Consider the following 24289-nt stretch of genomic DNA (forward strand, 5'->3'; position numbering starts at 1 on the left):
AACCTTTCATGACCCCGAAGTCGCCCAAACAGAAGCTACTGAGCATCGGCAAGGTTGCCCGCGAGACGGGATTGAGCATCGACACGCTGCGCATGTGGGAGCGCCGCTACGGGGCGCCCCAGTCCATTCGGCTTCCGTCCGGGCACCGTCGATATGCGGCGGATGAAGTCGAGCGCCTGCAGATTGCGGCGAGGGCGTTGCAGGCCGGTTATCGTGCCAGCCAGGTTGCCGCGATGCCGCTCGACCAATTGCGCGCAATGCTGCGCGCAGGGCGTCGAAAGAGCGAACTGCCAACCTACATCACGGAATCCGGAAGCGAACTGGACCGGCAGGACCTGGCAGTGATCGAGGATTGGATCGACGCGGCCGTGCGGTTCGATGAGCTCACGCTGACTTCCGGGTTCCTGGAATCATGGGGGCGGTTGGGGCCGATGCGGTTTCTGCAGGAGCGCGCGGCTCCCTTTCTGAAGCGCGTCGGGGACAGTTGGGCCTCCGGCGAACTGTCGATTGCCGACGAGCACTTCGCAGGCGAGCGCCTGGGCGATTTCCTCTCTTCCATTTGGAGGCGACGCAACGAACAGACGATCGGGCCGAAGGTCGTCCTCGCAACTTTGCCTGACGAGTTGCATCATCTCGGACTGCAGATGGCGGCTACGGTCGTGACGCTGGCGGATTGCCGGGCCATCTATGTCGGCGCCTCCTCGCCCCCGGATGAAATTGCTCGAGCTGTTCGACAGTCGGGTGCTCCCATAGTAGCGATCAGCGCATCTGCGACGATGCCGAAGGCACAGGTTCGAGAGCATCTGACCGCACTCCGGAGAGAACTTCATCCTGAAGTGGAACTTGTCTGCGGAGGAGAAAGCGCGCCCGATCCTGGTGAGGTCCCCGGAATCACCGTGATTACTGTGCTCCAGGACTTTCAGGATTGGCTGAAAGCCCGAAGCGCCAGCGTACCTGCCTAGGCTTGGAGTCGTTCCTCCCCTGTCCTTGACAACCGCCGGTTCCTGATATGTACAAAGACGCATATCATTCTCTCTCAGGCATCGGCTCATGGCAAACAACAATGAGGGCGTTGTTCCTCCTGGCGATTTGACGGAGGACGCCGGCTTCACTTACGTCGGCGCAACCGTCACGGGCACACCGACGACTTTGCTTCCACGAATGGTGGTGGAGCGCACAGCCTCCTGGTGTTTGACGCAATCGACTTCCAAACCCTCGGGCTCGGGATCGACTGGAGCGCGGAGGAATGGTCCTTCGTATCGAATGATGCAGCGCCTCGGCCAGGGCGGAATGGGCGAAGTCTGGTCCGCTCGCCAGGAGTCATTGCATCGCACCATTGCGATCAAGCGCATTCGGGCGGGTCGCATCGAGTTTGCCGAGCAGGATGAAGTGGATTTCATTGTTGCCGGCTTCGAACGCGAGGCCTTCATCACGGCACAACTGGAACATCCAAACATCGTTCCGATTCACGATCTGGGTTTCGATGAGAATGCCTCTCCTTTGATCGGGATGAAACTCGTCGAAGGTCGTCCGTGGGATGATGTTCTGCGGGAAGACCTGGGTGCTCTTCCGTACGATACTTACCTGGCAAAGCACCTGAACATCCTCGTCGATGTGGCGAATGCGTTGGACTATGCCCACTCTCGACAGATCATACACCGCGATCTCAAACCCTCGCAGGTGATGCTGGGAAGCTACGGTGAAGTGCTTCTCATGGACTGGGGACTGGCCATCTTTTTGGGCGATCCGACGGAGTCCGAAAAGTTGGAGGGACATCCGAATGTTCTTCCTCTTCGCGAGGATGCTTCCTCGCCCGCAGGCACGCCGGCCTACATGGCGCCGGAGCAAACGCACGAAGATCCCAGCGAGTTGAACTACGCGACGGATATCTTCCTGCTGGGGGGAACGCTGTATAACATCCTCACGGGCGAGCACCCTCACAAGGCGCCCACGGCGCAGTTCGCATTTGTTGCAGCCAGTCAGTGTCGGATTGAACCTCCGAGTGTTCGCAAGCCAGACTTCCCAGTACCGGAAGAGCTGGATCGTCTCTGCATGGATTGTCTGCGCCCGCAGCCGAGCGAACGCCTCGAGAATGCGGGCCTTTTTCGCGAGCGGCTGGAGGCTTTCCTGACCGGCGAAACCCGGAAGGCGGAATCGCGGAGTATCACCGCGGATGTCGCGGAGCTCGATTTTACAAACGAGCAGCACTACCGTCCATTCAACGAAGCACTGAACCGTCTGGACAAGGCCAGGACGCTATGGCCAGAGAATCCGAAGGTGCATGCGATCGAGCAGGATCTTCTGCAGCGCCTCTGCGTCTTGGCGATCGAATCCGAAGATTACCGCTTGGCCTCGCTGCAGATTCCCCGTCTTGAGAATGCAAGAACGCGCGAGGAAATGCAGAACCGAATCGATCTGGCCGTTGCGACGAAGGCGCGAAAGGACAAGCAGAGGAGGCGCGCCATTGCGGCGGCGTTCGCCCTACTCATCGTCGTCCTTATATCGACGGCCTTCTTCCTCTCCGTTGTGCACCAGAAGAATGCGGTTGTGATGGCTCGCAACCAGGCCATGGCCGATCGTGCGGATAAGTCATACGATTTCACGAATGCCATGCTCGAGGAACTGACGCGCGACCTCGATCTGCAATCGGCCAGAGATCAGAAAATCGCCGAGAGCGTTGCGATGGAGGTCCTCAAATACTACTCGGATATGGACTTGAGTCGCGACGATGATGAGATCGCCGGATTGCTGATCATGACCATGGCAGAAACAGCCTCGACATTGTTCAGCCTCGGACGATGGGAGGAGGGCGAGAAGTTGACCAACCTCTGTTACCAGAAAGCGTTGGAGAGATTTCCGCCGGACTCGTATTATACTGCCCGCGCGTATTCGGCACTCGCCGAGGCGGCAAAGACACGCGAGGATACCGAGACTGCCCTGGAGATGTATACGAAGTCGCTCGAAATCCTGGAACTCTACCCTGATAGACAGAAGGATTTCCCGAACGGCGTTCGTTTGGGCAAAGCGATGGCACTTCTTGATCTTGAGGAGTACGATCAGGCGGAGGAGGAATTGCTGGAGGCCATTCATGCGGATCAGAAGCGTCTGGACGACGCGGAGACGATTGAGGAACGCAATGAAGTCCTCGAGGACCTGAGCTATGGCTACAACAACTGGGGGATTCTTCTGTCGGAAACCGACCGCCAGGAAGAATCCATCGCGAAGTTTGAAGAAGCAGTGCGTTTGAAGAGGCTCTATCGCGATCCGCGCAGTCCCGATCTGGCCGTCACCATTGCAAACCTGGGACTTCAGCACATGGAGCTCGGCCATTGGGAGAAGGCACGCGAGCTTCTGCAGGAATCCTACGAACTTCACCTGGGATACTTGGAGCCGGGAAATCCGGAATTGCAATGGATCTGCGAGAATCTGTTCTACGTGGAGTTCGATCTGCGAAATTATGAAAAGGCCGCCGAGTACGGCGAGAAAGATCTCGCATCGACCAAGTCAGCATACGGTGTCGTCCATGAAGAAACAGCCGATCTTGAGGAGGACCTTATTGACGCGTACGTGCGGTCTCGCAACTGGGAGCAAGCGGCCGCTCATCTGAAGGAGTACATCTTCATCGTCGACCAGTTGGACGACGAGGTTCGGCATGCCGTGCAGGCACGCGGCGACTACTACGCTGTACTGACGCGCCTCGGACGCGATCAGGAGGCGCAAGGAATCCAGCACCAGTGGGAGGAGCAGTATGAACGGCTGGATTCTGACTCACGCCGTGTCCGAGCTCTCTACTACAGCACGGAATATATGAATCCGGAGATGCACCACGACATGCTTGGGAAGATCCGCGACCGGATGCTGGAGATTGACTTCGACTCGCTCAGCGAGAGCAACCAAGGACGCTACCAGTCAGTGTTGATTCTTTATCAGGTTGGCGTTGCGCTGCAGTCGGAAGGTTCATCGAAGAGTGCGGAGGAATGGCAGAATGTGATCAATCTTTTCGATGAAACCGGAGAGATTCCTTATCGCGAGGAAATTGTCTGGATTGGAATCGCATACACAAGACTTGGGGACAAAGAAAGAGGGACGGAGTTGATATGGCGTTTCCTTCAGGATGAAGAAGAGATGCTGACTCCGCCGCTCGAATGGGCACTGATCGATCACGGACTGGGAGACATTCTCGCCAAGTGGGAACCTAAGCGACTGGCTATGCTTGAGGAAAGGGATGGCTAGTTTCGCGTGCCAAAATCGTAGACGACGTAGATGTCGCCCTTCTTGCCCTTGAACGCCGTGACAGCGGGATCGGGCAGCACACGATTCGGGCCGCCGGTCCATTCTTCCGTTCCCGGCCAGTCCGCTCCGGGACGTCCGTAAGTGAACTTGAACTCCATCTCTTCGAACTTCGTATCGAAGACCCAGAGGTGCCCGCCTCCCACGCGTCCCTTGTACTTCAGTGCAGTCGTGTTGGGCGTCCAATCACCGAGCGAGTGCGTGCTGCCGGCGATGAACACGAAGTGACCATCATCTTTGCGCCCCATTCTCACGATGAAGTGCAGCGGGGTGCCCTCCTCGATCTTCGTCTTCTCCCACGAGGACATCGGTTGCGCGTCGCCAGGAACCACTTCGTAGAACCACCGCACGTCGGCGGGCTCGACACGAGCCTTCAGGCGTTCGAGGCGCTTCCAGTATTCGACGCGATCCGCAACCGTCATGCACGGCGGTCCGATTTGGTCGTCGCTCCTCTTCCAGGAAATCGTATCCCAGATAATGTCCTGGTCTTCCTCGACCGAAGCGATAATCTGCGTGCCGTTTTCGCTGAAGCGCGCCCGCAGGATCGTTCCATTGGTTTCGCCGAGCGTCAGTATCTCGCGACCGCTGTCGGGATCCCAAATCTTGACCGTGCCATCCGAGGACGCCGTCACGACGCGATGATCGTCGGGACTGAAAGATGCGCTCAGGACCTCGTCCGAGTGCCCGGTCAGCAGCGCCAGTTCTTCTCCCGTCGTCGCATCCCACACGCGGGCCATGTGATCGCCCGATGCGGTGACTATCCGTTTGTCGTCATTGCTGAATGCGGCACTCGTAACCCACGAAGTATGACCTTCCAGCGAGACGAGCAGCTTACCGGTGATGGAATCCCAGATCTTTGCCGTCCGATCGTTCGATGCCGTCACGACGCGCGTTCCATCATTGCTGAACCTGGCCGAACGAACGCCTTCGGAGGAGTGCCCAGCGAGCGTCACGATCACGTTGCCTGTCTTCGTATCCCAGATCTTGGCGGTGGAATCCCAAGATCCCGTGACGATTCGTCGGCTGTCGGGGCTGAATGCCGCAGAGAGAATTCCGTGCAAGTGACCTTCCAGGCGGGCGATTTCGATGCCCTTGTCGAGGTCCATCACGATGGCCGGTTCCTCCGCGCCCTCCGGTCGATAGTGCGGCGAGAATTTGACCATGAACTTCCCGTCGGGACTCGTCACAGCCTTCTCGACCATGCGCGCGGAACGTTCCACAACCTGGCGTCCTCGAATCGCCGAGACGTTCCAGACGCGGGCCGAACCATCTTCCGACGAGGTCAGAATGCGCTCGTCGTCCGCGCTGACGGAAACCGTCACGAGCGGACCCAGATGCCCGCGCATGACGGCGATTTCGCTGCCGTTCTCCGCATCCCACATCCGGGCCGTCCTGTCCGCCGATGCCGTCAGAATCCGATCGCCCGCGTTGTTGAAACACACATCGCGCAAGGCATCCGAGTGCCCAATCAGAGTCTGCTGAAGCTGTCCGCTGATCACATCCCAGACGCGCGCCGTGCGATCGCGAGACGCCGTAACGATCTGCGTGCAGTCAGGACTGAAACTCACTCCGGTGATCCAGTCGGAATGGCCGACCAGCCTCGAGACCGGCTGGCCCGTCGTCGTCTTCCAGATGGCTGCGCTGTTGTCTTGATAAGTCGTTACGATGTAGCGCCCGTCGGGGCTGAACGATGCGAGTTGCATCAACGCAGATCGCTCCGGAACCGTGTAAAGTAACTTGGCCGTCTCGGAGTCCCAGACCTTCGCCGTGTTATCGCGCGACGCGGTCAGGATACGCGTGCCATCGGCATTGAACATCGCGCTGTTGACGACGTTGATGTGGCCTTGCAGCGTCATGATCTCGCGCTTCAGCGAAACGCTCCAGACTTTCGCCTCGCCGAACGACGTCAGGACAAGCCGATCTCCATTCGGGCTGAATTGGCCCTTCAAGCGGCAGTCAAACATGCCGGTGATTGTCGCCAGCAGTTCGCCAGTGCGCGTCTCCCAGATCTTGGTCGTATTGTCCTGGTAATTCGCGAGAATCATCTCGCCGTCGGGGCTGAGTGTCGCGCCTTCGAGGAATGCATCGCGGCGCAGCAGAACGAGCAGTTCGCGACCAGTGATTGCGTCCCAGACATGAGTCGTTCGATCCGCGGCCGCAGTCAGGATGCGCGCACCATCCATACTGAATTCTGCGTTCAACAATCGATCGCCGTGTCCGGAGAGCGTGATCAAATCGGGATGGCTGCGCCAGATGAGACGCCCCCATTCCCACTGGCGCAGATGGGCGGGTGCATCGAACAAGGTCATGCGCGCTACATCGTAGCGCCCATCGCGAATCGCTGAATCGGCGAACCCGATCGAAGCGAAATACTGCTCCTCCTCGGCGCGGGCCAGATTCTCTTGGGCCAGCCGACGTTCTTCTTCAGCCAGCGTGAGACTATCCTGCGCGATCTTCTTCTGCTCGATCGCCTGTTCCTCTGCAACTTCGGCGGCCTCACGCAACTGGGCCTCGCGGTGAGCGTTCAGTTTCTCTCGAACCGCCACGCCCATCATTCCGATAAAGATAATGCCCAGCGCCGTCATCATTGCCATTTTCAGACGACGGCGCTGGCGATGTTGACGCTGGATGGCGTCTTCTTCTTCGTGAATCCGCTGCTCGAGGGGCTCTTTATTCTTCTTGTAATACAGACCCCGCACGAGCGTCTTCGCCAGCGAGAGGTCGCCGTGTTTCAGCGCAAGTCGCGTGTGCGCCGCGCGGACTTCTTCCTGGAGAGAAAGCGCCGCCGGGTTGTTCGGCCAGAGGCTGGTCGCGCGCGCCAGGTTCTGCTCAATCTGCGCGAACTCGTCGTAATCGTGAACGCCGCTGATCGCCAGTTTGCGGCTGATGTCGCGAGCGATCTCGCGGCTCTCGCGTTGTCGACTCGCGCCGGTCAGATAATCCTCAACCGCCTCGCGGAATTCGCGCACCGATTTCTGCCGGGCTGTTGGATTGCCATTCAGAGCTTTGTCGATGATGGCGCGCAGCGCCTCCGGGCAGTCCTGCGGCAGAGGCAGGACTTCGTTCGTCATCGCCAGCTCAAAGGCCTCTTCCGCAGTTTCCGCTTCGTGCGGCGGAACGTTCGCAACGATCTCGAAGAGAATGGCACCCAGCAGGTACACGTCCGTGGCGAAGCCGAGTTCATTCGTATCTTCCGCGGTCTGCTCCGGCGCCATATAGACCGGCGTGCCGCACCGATTCATCGCTTTGTCGCGTGTTCGGAACTTCGGCAGGTTCACGCCGGCTTGCGTGTCGCCGGGGTCCTTCACACTCATTGCCAGGCCCCAATCCATCAGGAGCACTTCGCCGAAATCGCCAATCATCACCTGCTGGGGCTTCAGGTCGCGGTGGATGACATGTTTGGAATGCGCGAACTCGACCGCGTGGCAGACATCCAGCAGAACGCGCAGATGCCGCGACAGATGCAGGTCGAAATTGAAGTCCTTCTTCTTCCTGTCTTCCTCGATTTCGCGATCCCAGGGGCGGCCATTGACCATCTTCATGGCCAGCAGAGGACGCTCCGTGCCGTCCACTTCCGTGCGGCCGAGTTCATAGATCGGGATGATGTTCGGGTGATCCAGTTCGCCGGTCGTGTAGGCTTCCTGGAGGAAATCGCGAATGCTGCCGCTGGTCTGGCGCTTCACGGCGACGCGGCGCATCAGGCTCGACTGCCACGCCTCCCAGACTTCGCCCTGGCCACCTTGTGCGATCTTCCGGATCAGAACGAAGTCGGCCGGCGTCGCGTCGAATCGCACCGGCGGGAGCGACTCCATTGCCGCTACCGCGGAGGGTGACGTGTCGCGCTCGACGACAGTGACCGTCGCGCGCAGCGGCAGCGCCGTGTCTTCTTCCTCCTCCGCGTAGCCTTCCCGGTCGGATCGACTCCAGCTCAGAGTGTCCGATGGACGCAGCGCAGCCAACGTCTGCATCTGGTCCTTATCAAAAGGCAGACGAGAAGTGCGTCGATTGCGAGTCGTCCGCGACTTACGGCGCGCGGCTGCCTCCTGGTTTTCCGGACCCATCGGACGTGTCGATCCCCCCACTATGCAGCTAGGCCCCTACCGGCGCACAGCGACATAGAAGGATGTTCCAAAACCATCCGGGATGCAATCGTGTATTGCGTCGACTGCAGGTTCCGGCACCCCACAGGCGATTTTGGGAATCTCGGGAGGCTGCTATTCCGGGCAATCTTCGAGCAGGCGCTGCACAACGTCATAGATCCTCGGCACCTCATCGACAACTGTCCCGAAGCCTTCAAGCACCGGGGCGGGCTCGATTCCCCAGCCGACCCCGATGAAGTGAGCGCCTCCGCGCTGCGCGACCTTGGCATCCGGCAGTCCATCGCCCACCAGTACGACCAGTTTCGCCCCGAAGAAGTCCCGCAACTCGTGCAGTGCGGCCGGGTCCGGCTTGATCGGGACTCCCGCTCGTTCACCAAGCACGCGATCGACCAGATCAGACAGGCCAAGGTGGGCGGCAATCATCTGGACAAGCTCATCGGTCTTGTTGCTGAGCACGGACGTCTTTGCTCCAAGCCTGCGAAGGTCCAGCAGCAGCTTCTCAACTCCCGGATACAGGCGAGCGTGATCGACCGGGTGTTTTGCGTAGTATTCGCGCGTCTCGGCCAGGATCTCGTTCAACTGATCGCGTGCTTCCGGCGGGGTCGCGCGCTCGCACAGTTTGCGAAGACCATTGCCAACGAAACCGCGAATCGCTTCAATGTCGTGCGTTGGCAGATTGCGACGTGCCAGTGCCTGGTTGACGGAAGCGCGGATGTCTCCGAACGCGTCCACCAGCGTACCATCGAGATCGAAGACGATCAGACTGTCAGAGGGTTTCACGGGGTTCTATCCTTGTCGGTGAGTCACTCCAATCCTATTCCGCCGGACATCGATCCGAACGAGTACTACGGTACTCCGCTGGTCGACGAGAGCACCATCCCGTCTCCGGGCTCACGGGGCAAGGTGTTCAATCCGGTCATTCGGGCAGAGTTCCGACGTTGGCGTGCCCGTCCGTTTACTTATCTGGGAATGGTGCTGCTTGTCCTGGGCGCAATCGTCTACGCCTACCATGCACGGATCGCCGGCGGGCTTGTTATTCTTGCCGGCACTCCCTTCTCGCGATTTCTGAATCTCCTGATCGGACACGTCGTTCGGCCGAGCACTATTCTGCCCGCGATGATGGTCTGGCGCGCGCTGGTCAGCTTTCGCCCGATGGGCTTGTATAGTTCCTTCCGCACGACCTTCCTGACGCCGGGGGAATTCCTGTGGGGGATCATCGCCGTCCCGTTCTTTGTTTCCGCGCTGATCCTGATGGGATACACGGGCATCGTCCTCTCGCCGCGCTTCATTCAGAGCTTCTTCGCCCAGGAACCCGGGGCGATCGATTGGCGTCCTGTGTTTCAGGTCGCCGGGATTCTTGCCGAAGGATCGCTGAACGGCGCGTTGATCTGCTTCGTCGCGCTCTATCTGGGGCTGCGAACGAACGCGCGCCTCTGGGCGCTCTTTCCGCTGGTTGTCTTTATCCTGGCGATTCAGGCGGCAACGACAAGCCTTGGCGTCGATCCGATTTACAGTTGGCTGACGGGCGATTTCCGAAAGTGGCTGCTGAACCTGAACCTGGTCGATGATCCTCGCTGGGCGATGACCGCCTTCATGTTCTCGCAATACCTGATTCTGGCCATTCCGAAGCTCATCCTGTGCATCGTGATCTGGGGGATGACGACGAGGTTCCTGCACAAATCGGAGGAGTGAGTTCAGCGCTTTGCGCGCAACTCGCGGCGGATGAAGAAAATCAATTCGATGGCCGCAAACAGCAGGAAAGTCCCGGCAACGCCCTCGATGGACTCCTCGGTAGCGCGCTTGTACTCACGCGGAGCATCCAGTGTCGCCAACGTCTTGCCGGCGATCTGCGCCAAGATGTAACCGCCTGCCATGATATGCATCATGATGATCGGGGCACTCTTCAGGTTGCTGCGATAGAACGACCAGCAGTCCTTGAATTTGAAGATGGCGACAGCAAGCCCCGGCAGGGCGAAGGCAACGCGCAGCGTGTCGTAGACGATATCGAGCTCAAGCCCTTCCCAAACCCCATCCATTTCCCGATTGGCCGCCCAGAGCGCGGCACTTGTCAGGAAGATCATTGGGTAGGCTATGCGGCGATCGGCCTTCCAGGCCATCACTGTCGCAATGCCGAGGAGAATTGCGGCGAGTGTGAAGTTGACCGACTCCAGGACTTCGACCAGGCCATCCTCACGGAACGCATCGCGCAAATCGTCGCCCTCGTGCCTGATGAACCCGAGGATAACAAGAGAGACCATCCCGAGCAGATAGGCGGCGTAAATAAAGTACTGGGATTTTGGAGTCGCTTTGATTTCTGGAGAAACGTTCGCCTTCACTTCATTGCACCCGGCGTCTATTAGTTCGCGTCGGATTCAGGCCCGATCGACCGATCTTTCCACTCCCGGGCCAGTTCATCCGGCAGGGGATTATCCGAACGACGCTTCTTGCGAATCAGCAGAGCATTCCCGCGGGCCAGAACCTTTTCGCCCTCGGGGGACTTGCGCGAGACAATGGCCTCACCATAGCCCGTTGTGCGCCCCCGATTCAGGATACGCGCCTCCACCGTCAGTCTGCCGTCGCAGCATGAAGACAAGTAGGTGATTTGGAGCTGCGAGGTCAGGGCAATCTCCTGCGAGAGATCCAGCATCGCGTTCATTGCCTCGCCAATCGCATCATCCACCAGCGCCGCAATCAGGCCGCCATGGACAACGCCCAGCATCTGCAGGAATTCCGGCTTGATATCCACTTGCTGAACGCAATGGCCGGGCTCGTGCAGAACCGTGCGGGCATTGATGAAATTGAAGAAGTTCGTCTTCGCCATGCGTCTCTCTCCAACGTCCTCGCAAGTTTCGTTCGATTAAAGAAAGGCGGTTATCCTCGTACCACGATGTCCTTCAACTGAAACGCGCCGTATTTTACGAAATTCTTGAACTCGCGCATCGTCGAGACACCCATCAGTGTGCGCGCGACAAAACGCGGCCGCATGTAGAACCGGCGCAGTCCCCACGTACGAAGACGCGCCAGTTCCTCGATGGGGATCTTCGTCGTCGGCATGGCCGGCATTCCGTAGGCTTCCTTCGGAATCTCGCCGTCCGTCAGCAGGCCCTTCGAGACTGCTTCTTCGTAAAGCGCCGTCCCCGGGAACGGATACGGATAGAAGATTTCCAGGAAGTCGGGATCCACTTCCTTGGCGAAATCGATGTCCTTCTGCAGCGTGTCGCGATCGTCGTCAGGCAGGCCGAACAGCAAGTACATGGAGCGCTTGATGCCCGCTTCGCGCGTGATGCGCAGCGCTTCCCGCGCCTGATCGACTGTGGCCTTCTTGTTAATCTTCTCGAGGGCCTCATCGTCGCCTTTCTCAACGCCGAATGCGATGATCCAGCACCCCGCCTTCTTCATCCACTCCAGCACTTCCGGATTCACCGTATCCACGCGCGAGTTCGACGCCCACGAGATGTCCAATCCCTCGTCAATGATCGACTGGCAGAGGCGAATCACCCACTTCTTGTTTTGCGTGAACAGGTCACTGCGGAACAGGAAATTCCGGATCCCAAACTTGTGAACGCACTCGCGAATCTCGGCCATCACGTTCTCGACCGAGCGATAGCGATTCTTCAGGCCGCTGACCTGGTTCGCCAGACAGTAGGTGCAGGAAAAGGGGCAACCACGATTGGTCACCAGGGTCGTTTGCATCTGCTCCACGTCGGGGCGGATGTAGAGCGCGTTGTTTCCCAGGTGCCGGGCGGGAAAGGGAATCTCGTCCAAGTTGTCCGGCAATCCGCGAGCGGGATTCCGCACGATGCGCTCGCCATCGCGCCAGGTTACCCCCGCGACGTCGGCCGTTTCCATTCCGCGGGCGAGATCCAGGCAGGTCATCTCATACTCGCCGCGCAGGGCCAGATCGAGATCGGGGAAGCGCTCCAGGGACTGCACATCCAGCGTATTGAAGTGCGCGCCCTTTGCGATCGTTGTGATCGAGGGATCGACCTTCTTTGCCAGCGTTGCCGCCTTCATGTCGTCGTCGAAGGACGGCGTCGTGATCGAGAGAATCAACGCGTTGGGCTTAAACTCGCGCAGGTCCGCCTCCAGGCGCTCCCAGCCCCATTCCTCGCCCGGATAATCCACCAGGCGACACTCGACGCCTTCCTGTTCGAAGCACGCCGCCGCGTACATCAGATCGATGGGCGGGCGCAACGCGACGGTGCGGAGTTTCTCGATAGGGGTTTGACAGCGGTCTTCGCGGATAAATCGTCCCGTTGGAGGAACGATAAACAATGCGCGTTCAGGCTTCTTCATTCAAGCGGCGGATCCCTGTAAGTTCGGGCGCAAACCGACCGACGCCCGCAAACAACACCGCCGGACGCTATTGCCGTGCCCAACGGAGGTCAAGGACCTTGGTGCCCCGATTCATGGATGGTTTGCCGGAACAACAGACAAAACAAGAAGCCCGGGACATTACCCGGGCCCTGTTTCAAATCGATTCAATGGCATCTGCCTACATGATATGGCCGCAACTGGGGCAGCGCCGATCGCCTTTCGTGTCCGTGCCACAGATCGGACAGACGAGCGTATCGCCATCGGTAGCGCTGTAGGACCGTACCACGCGATAGACTCGCGTCTGGCCCTTCTGGTTCACCTCGATCTTGGGCTTCTCGGTGCTGGCGTGCTTGCCACCCAGCCCACCTTCGGGAATGGGGGTCAGGGCGCCGGGGGAGAAGAGCCGCTTCGTGCGCGGCTCGTCGTCTTCGCCCAGGTCCTCGAAGTCCTGCGCGGCCAACCGCTCCGTATCCGGCTCGGCATAACCGGCGTCCCGGTCTTCCTTCTGGGCCCGCTTCTCCTTTGGCGACTGCTCATGCCGGAGGCGCTGCAACTCCAGGGCACGCAACTGGTCGGTGGTCATATCCATCTCCTCCTCCTCCATCGGAGGGGGAGGGGCCTTCATGACCGGCTCAATCATCTCTGAAAGCAGCTTGCGTGTCGGCGATTCGCCGACATCTTCGATGAGTTCATCGTCATCGGCGCCCCGGCGCTCGCGAATGATCTCGAAGTGCTCAAGGACCGACTCCAGATCGCTGGAGCGTTCGCCCCCAAGGCAATATGCCTGGTCGATCAGATACAGCGCCAAATTGACGATATACTCGACGAATTCCGGCTCGTTCTTGTACAACGTCACGTTGCGCCGCAGAATTTCGATTACATCGTCTTTCGAGAAGGACTCTCGGGCGGATCGAATGGCCATGATTCTCACCTGCTCGCTTGCGTCGAAAATATCGACAGTTTCTTCTTCAATACGCTAGAGCCGTGCCATACATCTGTCAAGAGAACCACCGCTACACACGGGGCAAAAGTGGCCGAAATCGGCAATTAGGGTTTATTTCCCAGCATCGCGGATTCGCAATTCTGCACGCCCGGCCGACAAAATGGTGCACAAAAACAGGTCAGTGCCGCCGTTTTCTTTTCAAAGCCACTAGCACTGCTTCGGGAACGAACTCGGCGATATCTCCGCCGTGCCGCCAGATGTCTCGGATCATGCTCGAGGACAGGAAGATGTGGCGGGCCTCACTAGGCAGGAAAATCGTCTCGATCGCCGGCTCGACTCTCCGATTCATCAGCGCCAACTGAAGCTCAAACTCGAAGTCCGACACCGCGCGCAGGCCGCGGATAATGAACCGGGCGCCGATCTCCTTGGCGAATTGAACCGTCAAGCCCTCCATCTTGCGAGGTTTGACATTTGGCCATTGCTCGGTGCACTCGTTCAGAATCGACAGCCGCTCCTCCAGGGAAAACAGCCAGTCCTTCTTTCGCGGATTTACGCCGACGCCGACATACAGCTCATCGAACAGCCCGTGGGCCCGCTCGATCAGGTCCATATGCCCCTTCGTCAGAAGATCGAACGACCCCGGGTACATTGCTACCCGGGGTCGCGGAGTGAGTTCAGTCATCTCAGTCTAACTCTTCCGTTAGTAGCCGCCGCCACCCATGTTTGCAGCCACGCCCAGGACCACGAAGAGAATGAATCCGATGATTCCCAGGACGACCGACGCGGCGCCGCAGATCATGCCGGCCAAGGCCATTCCGTCTCCGCTTTCCATGCCGTTGCTCTCTGCGATCTGCTTGCGGGCCAGGAAGCCCGTGATCGCGCCAACCAGGCCAAAGACCAAGCCGCCGACGCCATAGCAGCACAGACCGATCACAGCGATAATGCCGGTGATCAGGCTGACGATCGCGAGAACGTTCGTCTTGCCAGGGGCGCCTCCAACCGGTGGAGCAGGAGCCATTCCTGGCGGCGGAGGGGCTGCGCCCCCACTCGGCGGGGGAGGAGCACCCGTCGGGCGCGGAGGCTTCGGAGGAGCCGCAGGACTCGGCGGCGGAGCGGCCGCCTGACCAGCACCCACAGGGGGCGGTGGCGAGGGAGGAGCGCCCATCGGAGCCGGCGGAGGAGGCGGCGACTCTGCCGGCGGTTCGGCCGGGGGAGGCGCCTGCTCATCGTGTTCCTTCTTGTAATCTTCTTCGGCTCTCTTGCGAAGCGATTCCGGGTCGAGCAGGACCGTGCGCTCTTCCGAGACGTCATCGATCGCCTGGCTGACCTTCTCATGCTTAATGGGCGACCCGCAGTTCAGACAGAACTTCGCATCGTCCTTATTCTCATAACCGCAAACCGTACACTTGATCATTCTCAATCCTCGAATGCGGAGAATTCTCCGGTAATCGGAATGCCAAAGGCATCAATCCCAGGGGGACAGGCATTCCCTTCCACTGACGCAGCCATTCAAGACTAAATCGTGGGGACCCTCTTCCCGGGCGTCAATGGCTTTGTCGGCACGCCAACGCCATCCGCGTTGCAAATGCGGATGGCATTGAGGCCGCTTCAGGTTTGGCAGATCGGCGGGCTGGTCTTACTGCTGCATTGGCACCGCCCCCGCCAGCGGTCGAGCGATTGGTCTCTCTGCCGCAGACCGCGACGTAACTTCGTTCAGACGGGCACACGTGTCGAATACCCGACCGAGGCTGTCACTCACACCTGCATCGCCCCCCCAGATGTCGAAGAATCCAACATTGTCGATAACAATCGATGCCCCCGGTCCGTTCGAGGCGTATTCGTATGCACCCATGAACCAGCCGTATGGGTACAAGTTGGCGAGTCCATTTTCAAAACCGACCTCTGAGAAGTCCGGAGGACTGAATCGGTTCTGAGGATCGACGTAGACATGGATCTCGCAATCCTCATCCGGTTGCATGATTTTCCGGACGATAATGTGGTGCCATTGGCCATCGCCGGCCCAATTCGAACCGGCGGCGGGAACGACGATGCCTCCCGTGTATCCAGCTCCTCCGTAGCCATCATCTTCCACTGGATCCAACCGAAGATCTCCCGTGGTTCCATGCAGATTCAGAGCGAAGTCCCCACGGTAGTACACTGAGTCATCCTGCATCGCCGAGGGCAGTGGAACATTTGTGCTGCTGTCTGCGTCTGCAACCCAGGATTCTACTTTCACTGCAAATGAGAACAGGCGGTCACTGCTGTTGGTCACATGGGAGACCACGGAGAGTTCTACTAAATAACCCGTGAGATCAGGGTCATATCCCACTGCAATCGTAGAGGAGTCGTAGTCGGCTGCCGTCGCTTCGAGGCCGATCCCATTGCCCTGAAATCCAATGTCATAGATAGGATTGGCAGTCTCGCCAGCGGTGCCTCCAAGGTAGCCTGAGAAATCCTCGACGATATCTCGCGGCGTCGGCGTCGGGGATGGAGTTGGCGTTGGGGATGGAGAAGGCGTGGGAGACGGTGTTGGCGAAGGCGTGGGGGATGGCGTTGGCGCCGGGGTCGTCATTTCGTTCAGATGGGCATACCTCTCGAATACCCGACCGAGGCTGTCGCTCAGTCCCGCATCACCCCACCAGACATCGAAGAATCCAACATTGTCGATAACAATCGATGCTCCAACTCCGATCGACTCGTATTCGTATTCACCCATAAACCAGCCGTATGGGTACGTGTATGCAAGTCCATTTTCAAAGCCGACCTCTGAGAAGATCGGAGGACTGAACCGGTTCGGAGGATCGACGTAGACATAGATTTCGGAGTTCCTATACAACTCCATGGACTTCCGAACGATGATATGGTGCCACTGGCCGTCGCCCGCCCAGACTGAACCGGCGGCGGGAAGAACGACGCCTCCAGTGTACCCGGCTCCGCCATAGCCGATATCGGGAATCGGACTCAGTGTGAGGTCTCCTTGGGCTCCGCGCAGATTTAGGGCGAAGTCGCCACGGTAGTACACTGAGTCATCCTGCATCGCCGATGGCAGGGGAATATTGGTACTGCTGTTTGGATCAGTCACCCAGGAGTCTATCCTCACTGCAAACGCGAAGAGGTAGTCGCGACTGTCGGTGATGTAGCAGCAGTAGGATAATTCTCTCAAGTAACCAGAGAGGTTCGGATCATATGCCACGGCAGTCGTAGAGGAATCGTAGTCTGCTGTCGTTGACTCGAATCCGATCCCATTGCCCTCGAATCCATTGTCATAGTAGAGATGGGCAGTCTCGCCCTCCGTGCCCCCCCAGTAGCCTGAAAAATCCTCAAGAATATCCCGCGGCGCTGGTGTCGGCGTCGGCGGCGGAGTTGGGGACCTGGAAGGCGACGGCGACGGCGTCGGCGACGGGATCGGAGTGGGTGAAGGGATCGGGGTCACCACGGCCCATGGAGCAGGATCCGCGGCGATTCGGAAGCCCCGTTGATTCCCGCTCGAGGCATCATAATATGCCATCCGAGAAGCAGATCGACAGCGAGCGGCCTCCGCAGCGTATGAGCCACCTCGAAGGACCTTCCCGACATAATAACCGTCCGTATATCGGGGGCTGCCGTCGGTCGGCGCGCCTTCGTAGTCGTCAATAAAATCATCCTCGCACCACTCATACACACTGCCGGACATATCGTACAGGCCGAAGTAATTCGGCGCCCGGGAGCCCACTGGTCTCAGCGAGTTTGCATTTCCACAATACCACATGTTCTCGACTCGCGGCACAGTGATTTCGCATTCGTCGCCGACTGCCAGCGAATCGCCGAAGTAGAATCGGGATTGAGTGCCGGCGCGGCAGGCGTGCTCCCATTCGGCTTCGCTTGGCAGCCGGACCGTGATCGGCTCCTGTCCCGTGGATGCGATGTGCTGATTCAGCGCCGTGATAAACTCCTCGGTTTCATCAAGTGAAACGCATGTTGCCGGCAGATCGCCATCCCCTCCCCATGCGGGACCTAACAGGGATTTCATCTGTAGGCGCGTCACTTCGGTTTCTCCGATGTAGTAGTTCTTCGCGAGATTGACCGTATGAAGCGGCGATTCGGAGCGCCAACGGCCTCTTTCTGTTTCCGGTGATCCCATCTCGAATGAGCGGGCCGGGATCAGCTTCAGGTTCAATAGAACAGATCCGGGAAGCATGATGGTCAGCGTTTCAACCTCCGGATCGGTTTCGTCGATGGGTTCGATGGGGGTGGGTGTTGGCGCCGGAGTGGGCGTGGAAATCGGAGTCTCATCTGGTCCGGGGACAATCTCTCCCACCAGGCGAATGCCCAGGTTCGGTGCGTAGCCATCGATTGGGAAGGCCTGACGCGCGGCGGCCCGATTGGCCTTTGCCTTTGTCGCGAATGATCCTCCTCGAATGACCTTCAGTTCCCCTCCCTCTTCCCATGAGCTTCCATCATTCGGGGCTCCGTTGTAGTCCGTGTGATAGTCATCAGAAACCCATTCGAAGACGTTTCCCGCCATGTCGTAGAGACCGAATGCGTTCGGTTCCTTCAGGCCGATCTCAATGCCTCCATCCGACGGAGCATTTCCACAGAACCACATGGATGCGTGACGCCCAAAGTCCAGATCGCATTCGTCATTTGGCTTTCTGGAGTCGCCGAAGTAGAATCGCGAATTCGTCCCCGCGCGGTAGGCGTATTCCCACTCCGCTTCGGTTGGAAGCCTTGGGATGACAGTATCCTGGCCTGTGACTTCCATGTAGCCTTTCAGGAGTTCGATGAAGTCCTGGACGTTCTCGTAGTCGACATAGGATCGGGGCATCCGGTAGTCCGTTGCGTAAGGGATGCCCGCGACATTCAGGTACTGCTTCCAGGTCACCTCGTACTTGCTCATGTAGAAATCGCGCGGAATCGTCACCAAGTGCAGCGGACCCTCGGCTGGGCTGCGGCTGCGCTCGTCATCCTGCGACCCCATCCAGTACGAGCCGGCAGGAATCCGCACCATCTCCAGGGGCAGATTGCCCGGCAGCATCAGGACAATATCCCGAGACGGAACCGAGTAGATTTTGACGTCTTCAAGGAAGATGGAGCCGCCAATCTTGACGAATTCATGCTCGGGGTCGGCCAGGATATCGAAAGAACACGCCAATTGGGAGCCGACCCCCACGTTTGGCGGGAAGAAGACCCGGTAGGTCTTCGGCGCATCGATCGTCGGCGTGTTCTGCGCCCAACCGGTCGAGGAAATAACGGTGGTTTGACACGCACGGAATCTCGATTCATTCAAGCGAAGCCGAAAGCCGGGCACCAGATCTTTGTCTTCGATGTCCGTGCCTACCGTGAAATCGGCGAAGTACAATCGATTGGGTTCGATTGTGATGTTGTTTTCCTGCTGGAGAGTGGAGCCCCAGAACCCGAACTGGAACCCCTGGCGATCGGCGACCTCCATGCTTGCCCGACCCAGCGTTGCATCGAATCCAAAGTGCGGGCTGGAGAAGTACTCGTGCATTGTGAAGGTGTGCCAACCATCTGTATCGCCAAGAAACTCGTAGGTTTGTTCGAGTCGCGGAGACGACAGATCTGATGGATTCATGACCTCCATCTGAAACCTCTCCAGGCGCACCCTGGCGTCGGGTGAGTCGTTCGGATCGAAGTTCAGGAGATCGAACTCCGCGCGGAAGATGGGGCTGTTTGTCGGGGGACTGAAATAGAGGGTGTACTCCCGAGGAAGTCTGCCGGGAGAGTACGCCGCATCGCCCATCGAGACGATTGAGTAAACCTCAGCCTGCTGGCTGTTCTCGGCCGTCGTACGCAACCGAATCTCCGGCACCAGCCGCGCGTCTTCCAGATCAGAGGTGATTCGGAAGGTTGCCTTCAGGACCGCCGTGCCATCCACGCGTCCCACGTCGATCTTGTAGGTATCGTCGCGATCGGCCTCCGCTTCGGGACTCACCAACTGAAACGCCGGCGATTCCCAGACACCAACCTGCCCGTCGTTTGAAGTTGTGATGATATCCAGGGAGCCAGGAGCGCCGGGGACGTTATCGAATTCCGGTGAACTGAACGGCGGAACAGCGTACGGTTGCCAGCCTTCGCTGTCGCCCCAGAAATTGTATTCGGTTTCCTGAGCCAATGCCGATCTTGGGCAGAGGCTGAAACAGGTCAGAATGATCGGTAGAAATGCAGACCAACACGAAAGAGTCTTCAACGAAGTTCTCACGGCGCACCTCCCAGGCTCCTCACTACACCCATTCTATTTACACAGGTTTACGTTGGGTGCAAGACAAACATGCGTCGAATCGTGCATTTCGTCCATATGGCGCCGCCTCCCCCGGAGCGCGCTTCCAACTCTTTTTCCATCAATATCCGGCGAAATATCTCCGGGTTCGACGTTGACAGCCTTCCGGGGGCTTAGGCAGCCTTCCGCCCCGCTCGCACTGGGAGGCGATCTCCCCCGGGCAGCGCCCCCTCGATTCCGAGCCACCGGGCTGAAAGAAAGGGACTTCTCTCCATGGCCGATGTTCTCCCGTTCGCCGGCACCCGCTTTGCCACCAAGGAAGAAAACATCAACCTGGCGGACGTGATCTGTCCGCCCTTCGATGCGATCACCCCTCCCGTGCAGCGAGAGCTCCACGACCGGCACGCTTACAACATCGTGCGCCTGGTGCTGGGCCACGAGGCCGCCAGCGACGACGAGTCGAACAACCGCTACACGCGCTCGGCGGAGTGCTATCGCGAGTGGAAGGCGCGCCAGCTTCTCGTCGACGAGCAGCGCAAGTGCTTCTACGTGCATGAAGAGACCATGCACATCGAAGGGCGCAAAGATCCGGTCCGCCGGATTGGGTTTATCGCGCTGGTGAAGCTGCAGGACTTCCGCAGTGCCAAGATCCGCGCCCACGAGGAGACCTTCGAGAGCATCCGCAACGATCGCCTTCGCTTGCTGCGCACGCTCCAGGTCAATACGTGCCCGATCCATGTGCTCTATCGCGATCCCGAGCAGGACGTGAACAACGTCCTCGAAGAGATTATGAAGAAGAAGGAGCCGATCGAGAGCTTCACGGATCACGCCGGCAACGAGCATCGCATCTGGATGATGCACAAGAAGGACCCCATTCTTCGCATTCACGAAGCGATGAAGCCGAAGCGCCTCATCATCGCAGACGGCCACCATCGCTACGAAACTGCCCTGAAGTTCCGCGATGAGATGCGCGACATGACCGGCCGCCGCGACGGCCGCCAGCCCTACGATTTCACGATGATGTATCTGCAGCGCGCCGAGGACGAGACTCTCTTCCCACAGCCGGTGCATCGCGTTCTGGCCCGCGAACTGGGCACCGATACCGAGATCGACGAGATTCTCGAGGACATCGAGGAGTACTTCACGACGAGCGAGTTCAAGCTCGATATGGAAGACGTTGAGAAGTCGACCTCGACCATCAAGGACAAGATCAGCCCGACCAAGACGATCAAGACGCGCTTCGCCATGGTGCTTCCCAACGGCCGCGCCTGGCAGCTCTCGCTCCGCAAGGATGCCGACATCCACGAGATGATCGAAGAAGAGACGATGACCGAGGATATGAAGCGCACGGACGTCGTGATTCTTCATCGCTTCGTCATTTCGCGCGGTTGGATCGGCAATCCGGAGGTGGAACTGGACGAGGATGACGTCTTCTATCGCACGGACATCGGTGCGGCGCTCCGACTGCTCGCCCGGCGCAAGGGCTGTGTTGCGTTCTTCACGAACGCCGTCGGCAAGGATGAGATGCTGACGATTGCCGAGAACGGCGAGCTGCTTCCCCATCGTTCCACGGACTTCGAGCCGAAGTTGCCTTGCGGCATGGTCGTGCGCGACTTGAACGTCGGATTCGGCTAAGAGACTGACAGCCGGTTTCGCCCTCCAGACAGGGGCCTCGCATGAAGGTCTTCGACGGGCACTGCGACACTCTCACGCGGATATTTGGACCTCGCGTGAACGAGCCGCATGACTTCTTCGCACGCAATGCCGCCGGTCACATCGATTTGCCGCGTGCCCGCGAGGGCGGCTACTGCGGCGGAATCTTCGCCATCTTCATTTCTCACGGAGCATCCCCCCGGGATCGATACAGCCCCTTCGAAGGCGGCTATCGTGTCGATGACCTGGACCAGATCCCGCATGAGATCGCCCGCGCCGAGACGGATAATGTGCTGGAAGGCCTTTGGGGGCTTCTGAAACAGGCGGGCGATCGCGTGCGCCTGATCCGCGACATCGCCGACTTCGACGAGGCCCTGGCCGCCGATCAACTCGCAATGGTTCTGCACTTCGAAGGGGCCGAAGCCCTCGATCTCGAACTTCGACTGCTCGATGATTATTATCGCATGGGACTGCGTTCGCTCGGGCTCGTGTGGAGTCGTCCGAATGACTTCGCGTATGGCGTCCCGTTCGGGTATCCTCTCTCACCGGAAATTGGTCCGGGCCTCTCGGCGGCTGGTCGGGCGCTTGTCCGGCGCTGCAATGAGCTTGGGATTGTCGTCGATGCCGCCCACCTGAATGAACGCGGCTTCTGGGACCTCGCAGAGCTCTCCAACGCGCCGCTCGTCGTTTCGCACTCCGCGGCTCATGCGCTCTGCGCCTCAACTCGAAATCTGACGGATGAACAGATCGGCGCCGTCGCTGCCTCCAAGGGACTGATCGGGATTCCATACGCTTGCTCGATGCTCCGCAGCGACGGCGATGTGACCGCCGATGCCCCGATTGCCGAGATTGTTCGTCACGTCGCGTATGTGGCCGAACGAGCCGGAGTCGACCATGTCGCCCTCGGGTCGGACTTCGATGGGACGCAGATTCCCGAGGAGTTAGGCGACGTCGCCGGGCTCCCCCGACTGGTCGAAGCCCTCCGCGGTGCGGGATTCACCGAGGATGAGCTCCAACGCGTCTGCCACCTCAATTGGCGCCGGATTTTCGCCTCCACCTGGCAGCCTCCCGATCCCGCCCGGGCTTGATCCTCTTGCGCACCGGCGGTACTTCCCGCCATGGTGAAAGTGGGATTGGTGGTTCTCGCAGCCGCTTCAGTTTCAATCACGGAGGCAATCCGCATGAAGCCCGACCAGCAGAGGCTTGCTGAAGGCATTCTCTTCACAGATCAGTATCAACTGACCATGGCGCAGCTCTTCTTTCGGATGGGCATGCACGACACAAACGTCCAGTTCGATCACTTCTATCGCAAGAACCCCGATTACGGCGAGCACCAGGCGGGATTTTGCATCAATGCAGGGCTGGATTGGTTGCTGAATTGGATGCGGACGGCCCGGTTCCGCGATGAAGATATCGAGTGTCTGCGTGCGCAGAAGGGGCGCACCGGCGAGCGCGTCTTCCAGGACGACTTCCTCGATTGGCTGCGCAAGGAGGGCAACTTCGAGGGGCTCTCGATGATGGCGATTCCCGAGGGGCGCGTCGTCCATCCGAACGTTCCCCTGACGGTCGTCTGTGGCCCGCTTGCGAAAGTGCAGATTCTGGAGTCTGCGCTCCTTAACATGCTCAATTACCAGACGCTGATCGCGACAAAGGCTGCCCGGATTCGCGCGGCCGGACGGGGCCAGACGTTGCTCGAGTTTGGCATGCGGCGTGGCCACGATCGTGGCGTAAACGCAGGCATTCGCGCTGCATTGATCGGCGGAGCAGACTTTACTTCAGCGACTGGAGTTTCGTGCGCGTTGGGGCTTCCCCCAAAAGGCACGCACGCCCACAGCATGGTGCAGGCTTTCATGGCCGTCGGCGAAGGTGAATTGGCTGCTTTCCGCGCCTACGCGGACGTCTATCCGGACGATTGCCTGCTGCTGGTGGACACGATCGATACGCTACGCAGCGGCATTCCAAACGCCATCACGGTCTTTCAGGAACTGCGCAAGAAAGGGCACGAGCCCTTTGGCGTGCGACTCGATTCCGGCGACCTCGCGCACCTCGCGGTGCAATCGGCCAAGATGCTGGACCAGGCGCGCTTCCCGGATGTGAAGATCGTGCTCTCCAATTTGCTGGACGAGATGGCGCTGGTTCAGATCCTGAATCAGATTGAGGAGGAAGCCCCTGGCCAGGGCATGAGCGCCGATCGCATCATCCGGCGGCTCGTGTATGGTGTGGGAACGCGGATGATCACATCCCGCGGCGATGCGGCCCTGGACGGTGTGTTCAAACTGGTCGCGATTGAACGCGACGGCGAGTGGACGCCGGCAATCAAGTTGTCAGAGACGCCTGCCAAGACGTTGAACCCAGGCTACAAGAAGATCTGGCGCCTGTACGACAAGCGCGACAAGGCAACGGCCGACCTCCTCGCGTTCCACGATGAAGATCCGAACGTGATGGAGCCTCTCGTTCTGCGGCATCCCGTGGAATACGACACCAAGCGCGTGATCCCGAAGGCGGAACTGGACGAGATCGAGCCTCTGCACGTCGAAGTGCTGCGCGAGGGGCGTCGCGTTTATCAAACCCCGCCACTCGGCGATATTCGCGAGCGCCGCGACGCGGACCTGGAACGCCTGGACCTTGGCGTGAAGCGATTCATCAATCCGTATACGTATCACGTCTCCCTTTCGGAGAAACTGATGGCCGAGAAGCAGCGTCTCATTCGCCAGTTCCGTATGTCAGGCTGACTCGGGTTGTTGCCGAAGCGGAACCGAAGTCTGATAC

General features: G+C 59.2%; 15 protein-coding genes. 6 read left to right on the forward strand and 9 right to left on the reverse strand.

Annotated features, from left to right (window positions below):
* Positions 1–8: 8 nt before the first annotated feature.
* Complete coding sequence (locus KQI84_12495) at positions 9–962, forward strand: MerR family transcriptional regulator (GenBank protein MCB2155697.1); 954 nt, start codon at positions 9–11, stop codon at positions 960–962.
* An 88-nt stretch (positions 963–1050) separates the two neighbouring features.
* Positions 1051–4233 carry a serine/threonine-protein kinase gene (locus tag KQI84_12500; GenBank protein MCB2155698.1) on the forward strand — a complete coding sequence of 1061 codons (3183 nt, stop codon included), beginning with the start codon at positions 1051–1053 and terminating at the stop codon, positions 4231–4233.
* On the opposite strand, the gene KQI84_12505 is transcribed toward KQI84_12500, so the two are convergent.
* Both KQI84_12505 and KQI84_12510 read right to left on the reverse strand, forming a co-directional pair.
* Entirely contained in the window at positions 4230–8351 is a 4122-nt protein-coding gene (locus tag KQI84_12505) for a protein kinase (protein MCB2155699.1), read from the reverse strand. The genes KQI84_12500 and KQI84_12505 overlap by 4 nt on opposite strands.
* Before the next feature lie 153 nt (positions 8352–8504).
* Complete coding sequence (locus tag KQI84_12510) at positions 8505–9170, reverse strand: HAD hydrolase-like protein (GenBank protein MCB2155700.1); 666 nt, start codon at positions 9168–9170, stop codon at positions 8505–8507.
* A gap of 18 nt (positions 9171–9188) precedes the next feature.
* Between KQI84_12510 and KQI84_12515 the strand changes: the two genes are divergently transcribed.
* Positions 9189–10082, forward strand: coding sequence for a hypothetical protein (locus KQI84_12515; GenBank protein ID MCB2155701.1), 894 nt, complete (start codon positions 9189–9191; stop codon positions 10080–10082).
* Between the two features lie 2 nt (positions 10083–10084).
* Here KQI84_12515 and KQI84_12520 read toward each other — a convergent pair whose 3' ends face one another.
* From KQI84_12520 to KQI84_12550, 7 genes are all read right to left on the reverse strand, one after another.
* Positions 10085–10726, reverse strand: coding sequence for a hypothetical protein (locus KQI84_12520; GenBank protein ID MCB2155702.1), 642 nt, complete (start codon positions 10724–10726; stop codon positions 10085–10087).
* Positions 10727–10746: 20 nt separating this feature from the next.
* Positions 10747–11211: a PaaI family thioesterase gene (locus tag KQI84_12525; GenBank protein MCB2155703.1), complete on the reverse strand. Its 465-nt coding sequence runs from the start codon at positions 11209–11211 to the stop codon at positions 10747–10749.
* Between the two features lie 50 nt (positions 11212–11261).
* A complete protein-coding gene (locus KQI84_12530; protein MCB2155704.1) occupies positions 11262–12686 on the reverse strand; it encodes a B12-binding domain-containing radical SAM protein in 1425 nt (474 codons plus the stop codon).
* A 199-nt stretch (positions 12687–12885) separates the two neighbouring features.
* Positions 12886–13629, reverse strand: coding sequence for a hypothetical protein (locus tag KQI84_12535; protein MCB2155705.1), 744 nt, complete (start codon positions 13627–13629; stop codon positions 12886–12888).
* 199 nt (positions 13630–13828) lie between these two features.
* Positions 13829–14332 (reverse strand): pantetheine-phosphate adenylyltransferase, encoded by a 504-nt coding sequence (gene coaD / locus KQI84_12540; protein MCB2155706.1) that lies wholly within the window; start codon positions 14330–14332, stop codon positions 13829–13831.
* 18 nt (positions 14333–14350) lie between these two features.
* Entirely contained in the window at positions 14351–15064 is a 714-nt protein-coding gene (locus tag KQI84_12545; GenBank protein ID MCB2155707.1) for a DUF4190 domain-containing protein, read from the reverse strand.
* A 222-nt stretch (positions 15065–15286) separates the two neighbouring features.
* Entirely contained in the window at positions 15287–19762 is a 4476-nt protein-coding gene (locus KQI84_12550) for a formylglycine-generating enzyme family protein (GenBank protein ID MCB2155708.1), read from the reverse strand.
* A 378-nt stretch (positions 19763–20140) separates the two neighbouring features.
* On the opposite strand from KQI84_12550, the gene KQI84_12555 reads away from it, so the two are divergent.
* From KQI84_12555 to KQI84_12565, 3 genes are all read left to right on the forward strand, one after another.
* Positions 20141–21502 (forward strand): DUF1015 domain-containing protein, encoded by a 1362-nt coding sequence (locus tag KQI84_12555; GenBank protein ID MCB2155709.1) that lies wholly within the window; start codon positions 20141–20143, stop codon positions 21500–21502.
* A gap of 41 nt (positions 21503–21543) precedes the next feature.
* On the forward strand, positions 21544–22608 hold the full coding sequence (locus KQI84_12560) for a dipeptidase (GenBank protein MCB2155710.1): 1065 nt from the start codon (positions 21544–21546) through the stop codon (positions 22606–22608).
* 93 nt (positions 22609–22701) lie between these two features.
* Positions 22702–24252, forward strand: coding sequence for a nicotinate phosphoribosyltransferase (locus KQI84_12565; protein ID MCB2155711.1), 1551 nt, complete (start codon positions 22702–22704; stop codon positions 24250–24252).
* The last annotated feature ends 37 nt before the right edge of the window (positions 24253–24289 follow it).

The organism is bacterium (assembly GCA_020444065.1).
Taxonomy (GTDB): Bacteria; Sumerlaeota; Sumerlaeia; order SLMS01; family JAHLLQ01; genus JAHLLQ01.

Bases quoted from the DNA above. Each gene is read 5' to 3' on its own strand.
- KQI84_12495 (MCB2155697.1), top strand. From the start codon at position 9: ATGACCCCGAAGTCGCCCAAACAGAAGCTACTGAGCATCGGCAAGGTT.
- KQI84_12500 (MCB2155698.1), top strand. From the start codon at position 1,051: ATGGCAAACAACAATGAGGGCGTTGTTCCTCCTGGCGATTTGACGGAG.
- KQI84_12505 (MCB2155699.1), bottom strand. From the start codon at position 8,351: ATGGGTCCGGAAAACCAGGAGGCAGCCGCGCGCCGTAAGTCGCGGACG.
- KQI84_12525 (MCB2155703.1), bottom strand. From the start codon at position 11,211: ATGGCGAAGACGAACTTCTTCAATTTCATCAATGCCCGCACGGTTCTG.
- KQI84_12530 (MCB2155704.1), bottom strand. From the start codon at position 12,686: ATGAAGAAGCCTGAACGCGCATTGTTTATCGTTCCTCCAACGGGACGA.
- KQI84_12535 (MCB2155705.1), bottom strand. From the start codon at position 13,629: ATGGCCATTCGATCCGCCCGAGAGTCCTTCTCGAAAGACGATGTAATC.
- coaD (MCB2155706.1), bottom strand. From the start codon at position 14,332: ATGACTGAACTCACTCCGCGACCCCGGGTAGCAATGTACCCGGGGTCG.
- KQI84_12545 (MCB2155707.1), bottom strand. From the start codon at position 15,064: ATGATCAAGTGTACGGTTTGCGGTTATGAGAATAAGGACGATGCGAAG.
- KQI84_12555 (MCB2155709.1), top strand. From the start codon at position 20,141: ATGGCCGATGTTCTCCCGTTCGCCGGCACCCGCTTTGCCACCAAGGAA.
- KQI84_12560 (MCB2155710.1), top strand. From the start codon at position 21,544: ATGAAGGTCTTCGACGGGCACTGCGACACTCTCACGCGGATATTTGGA.
- KQI84_12565 (MCB2155711.1), top strand. From the start codon at position 22,702: ATGAAGCCCGACCAGCAGAGGCTTGCTGAAGGCATTCTCTTCACAGAT.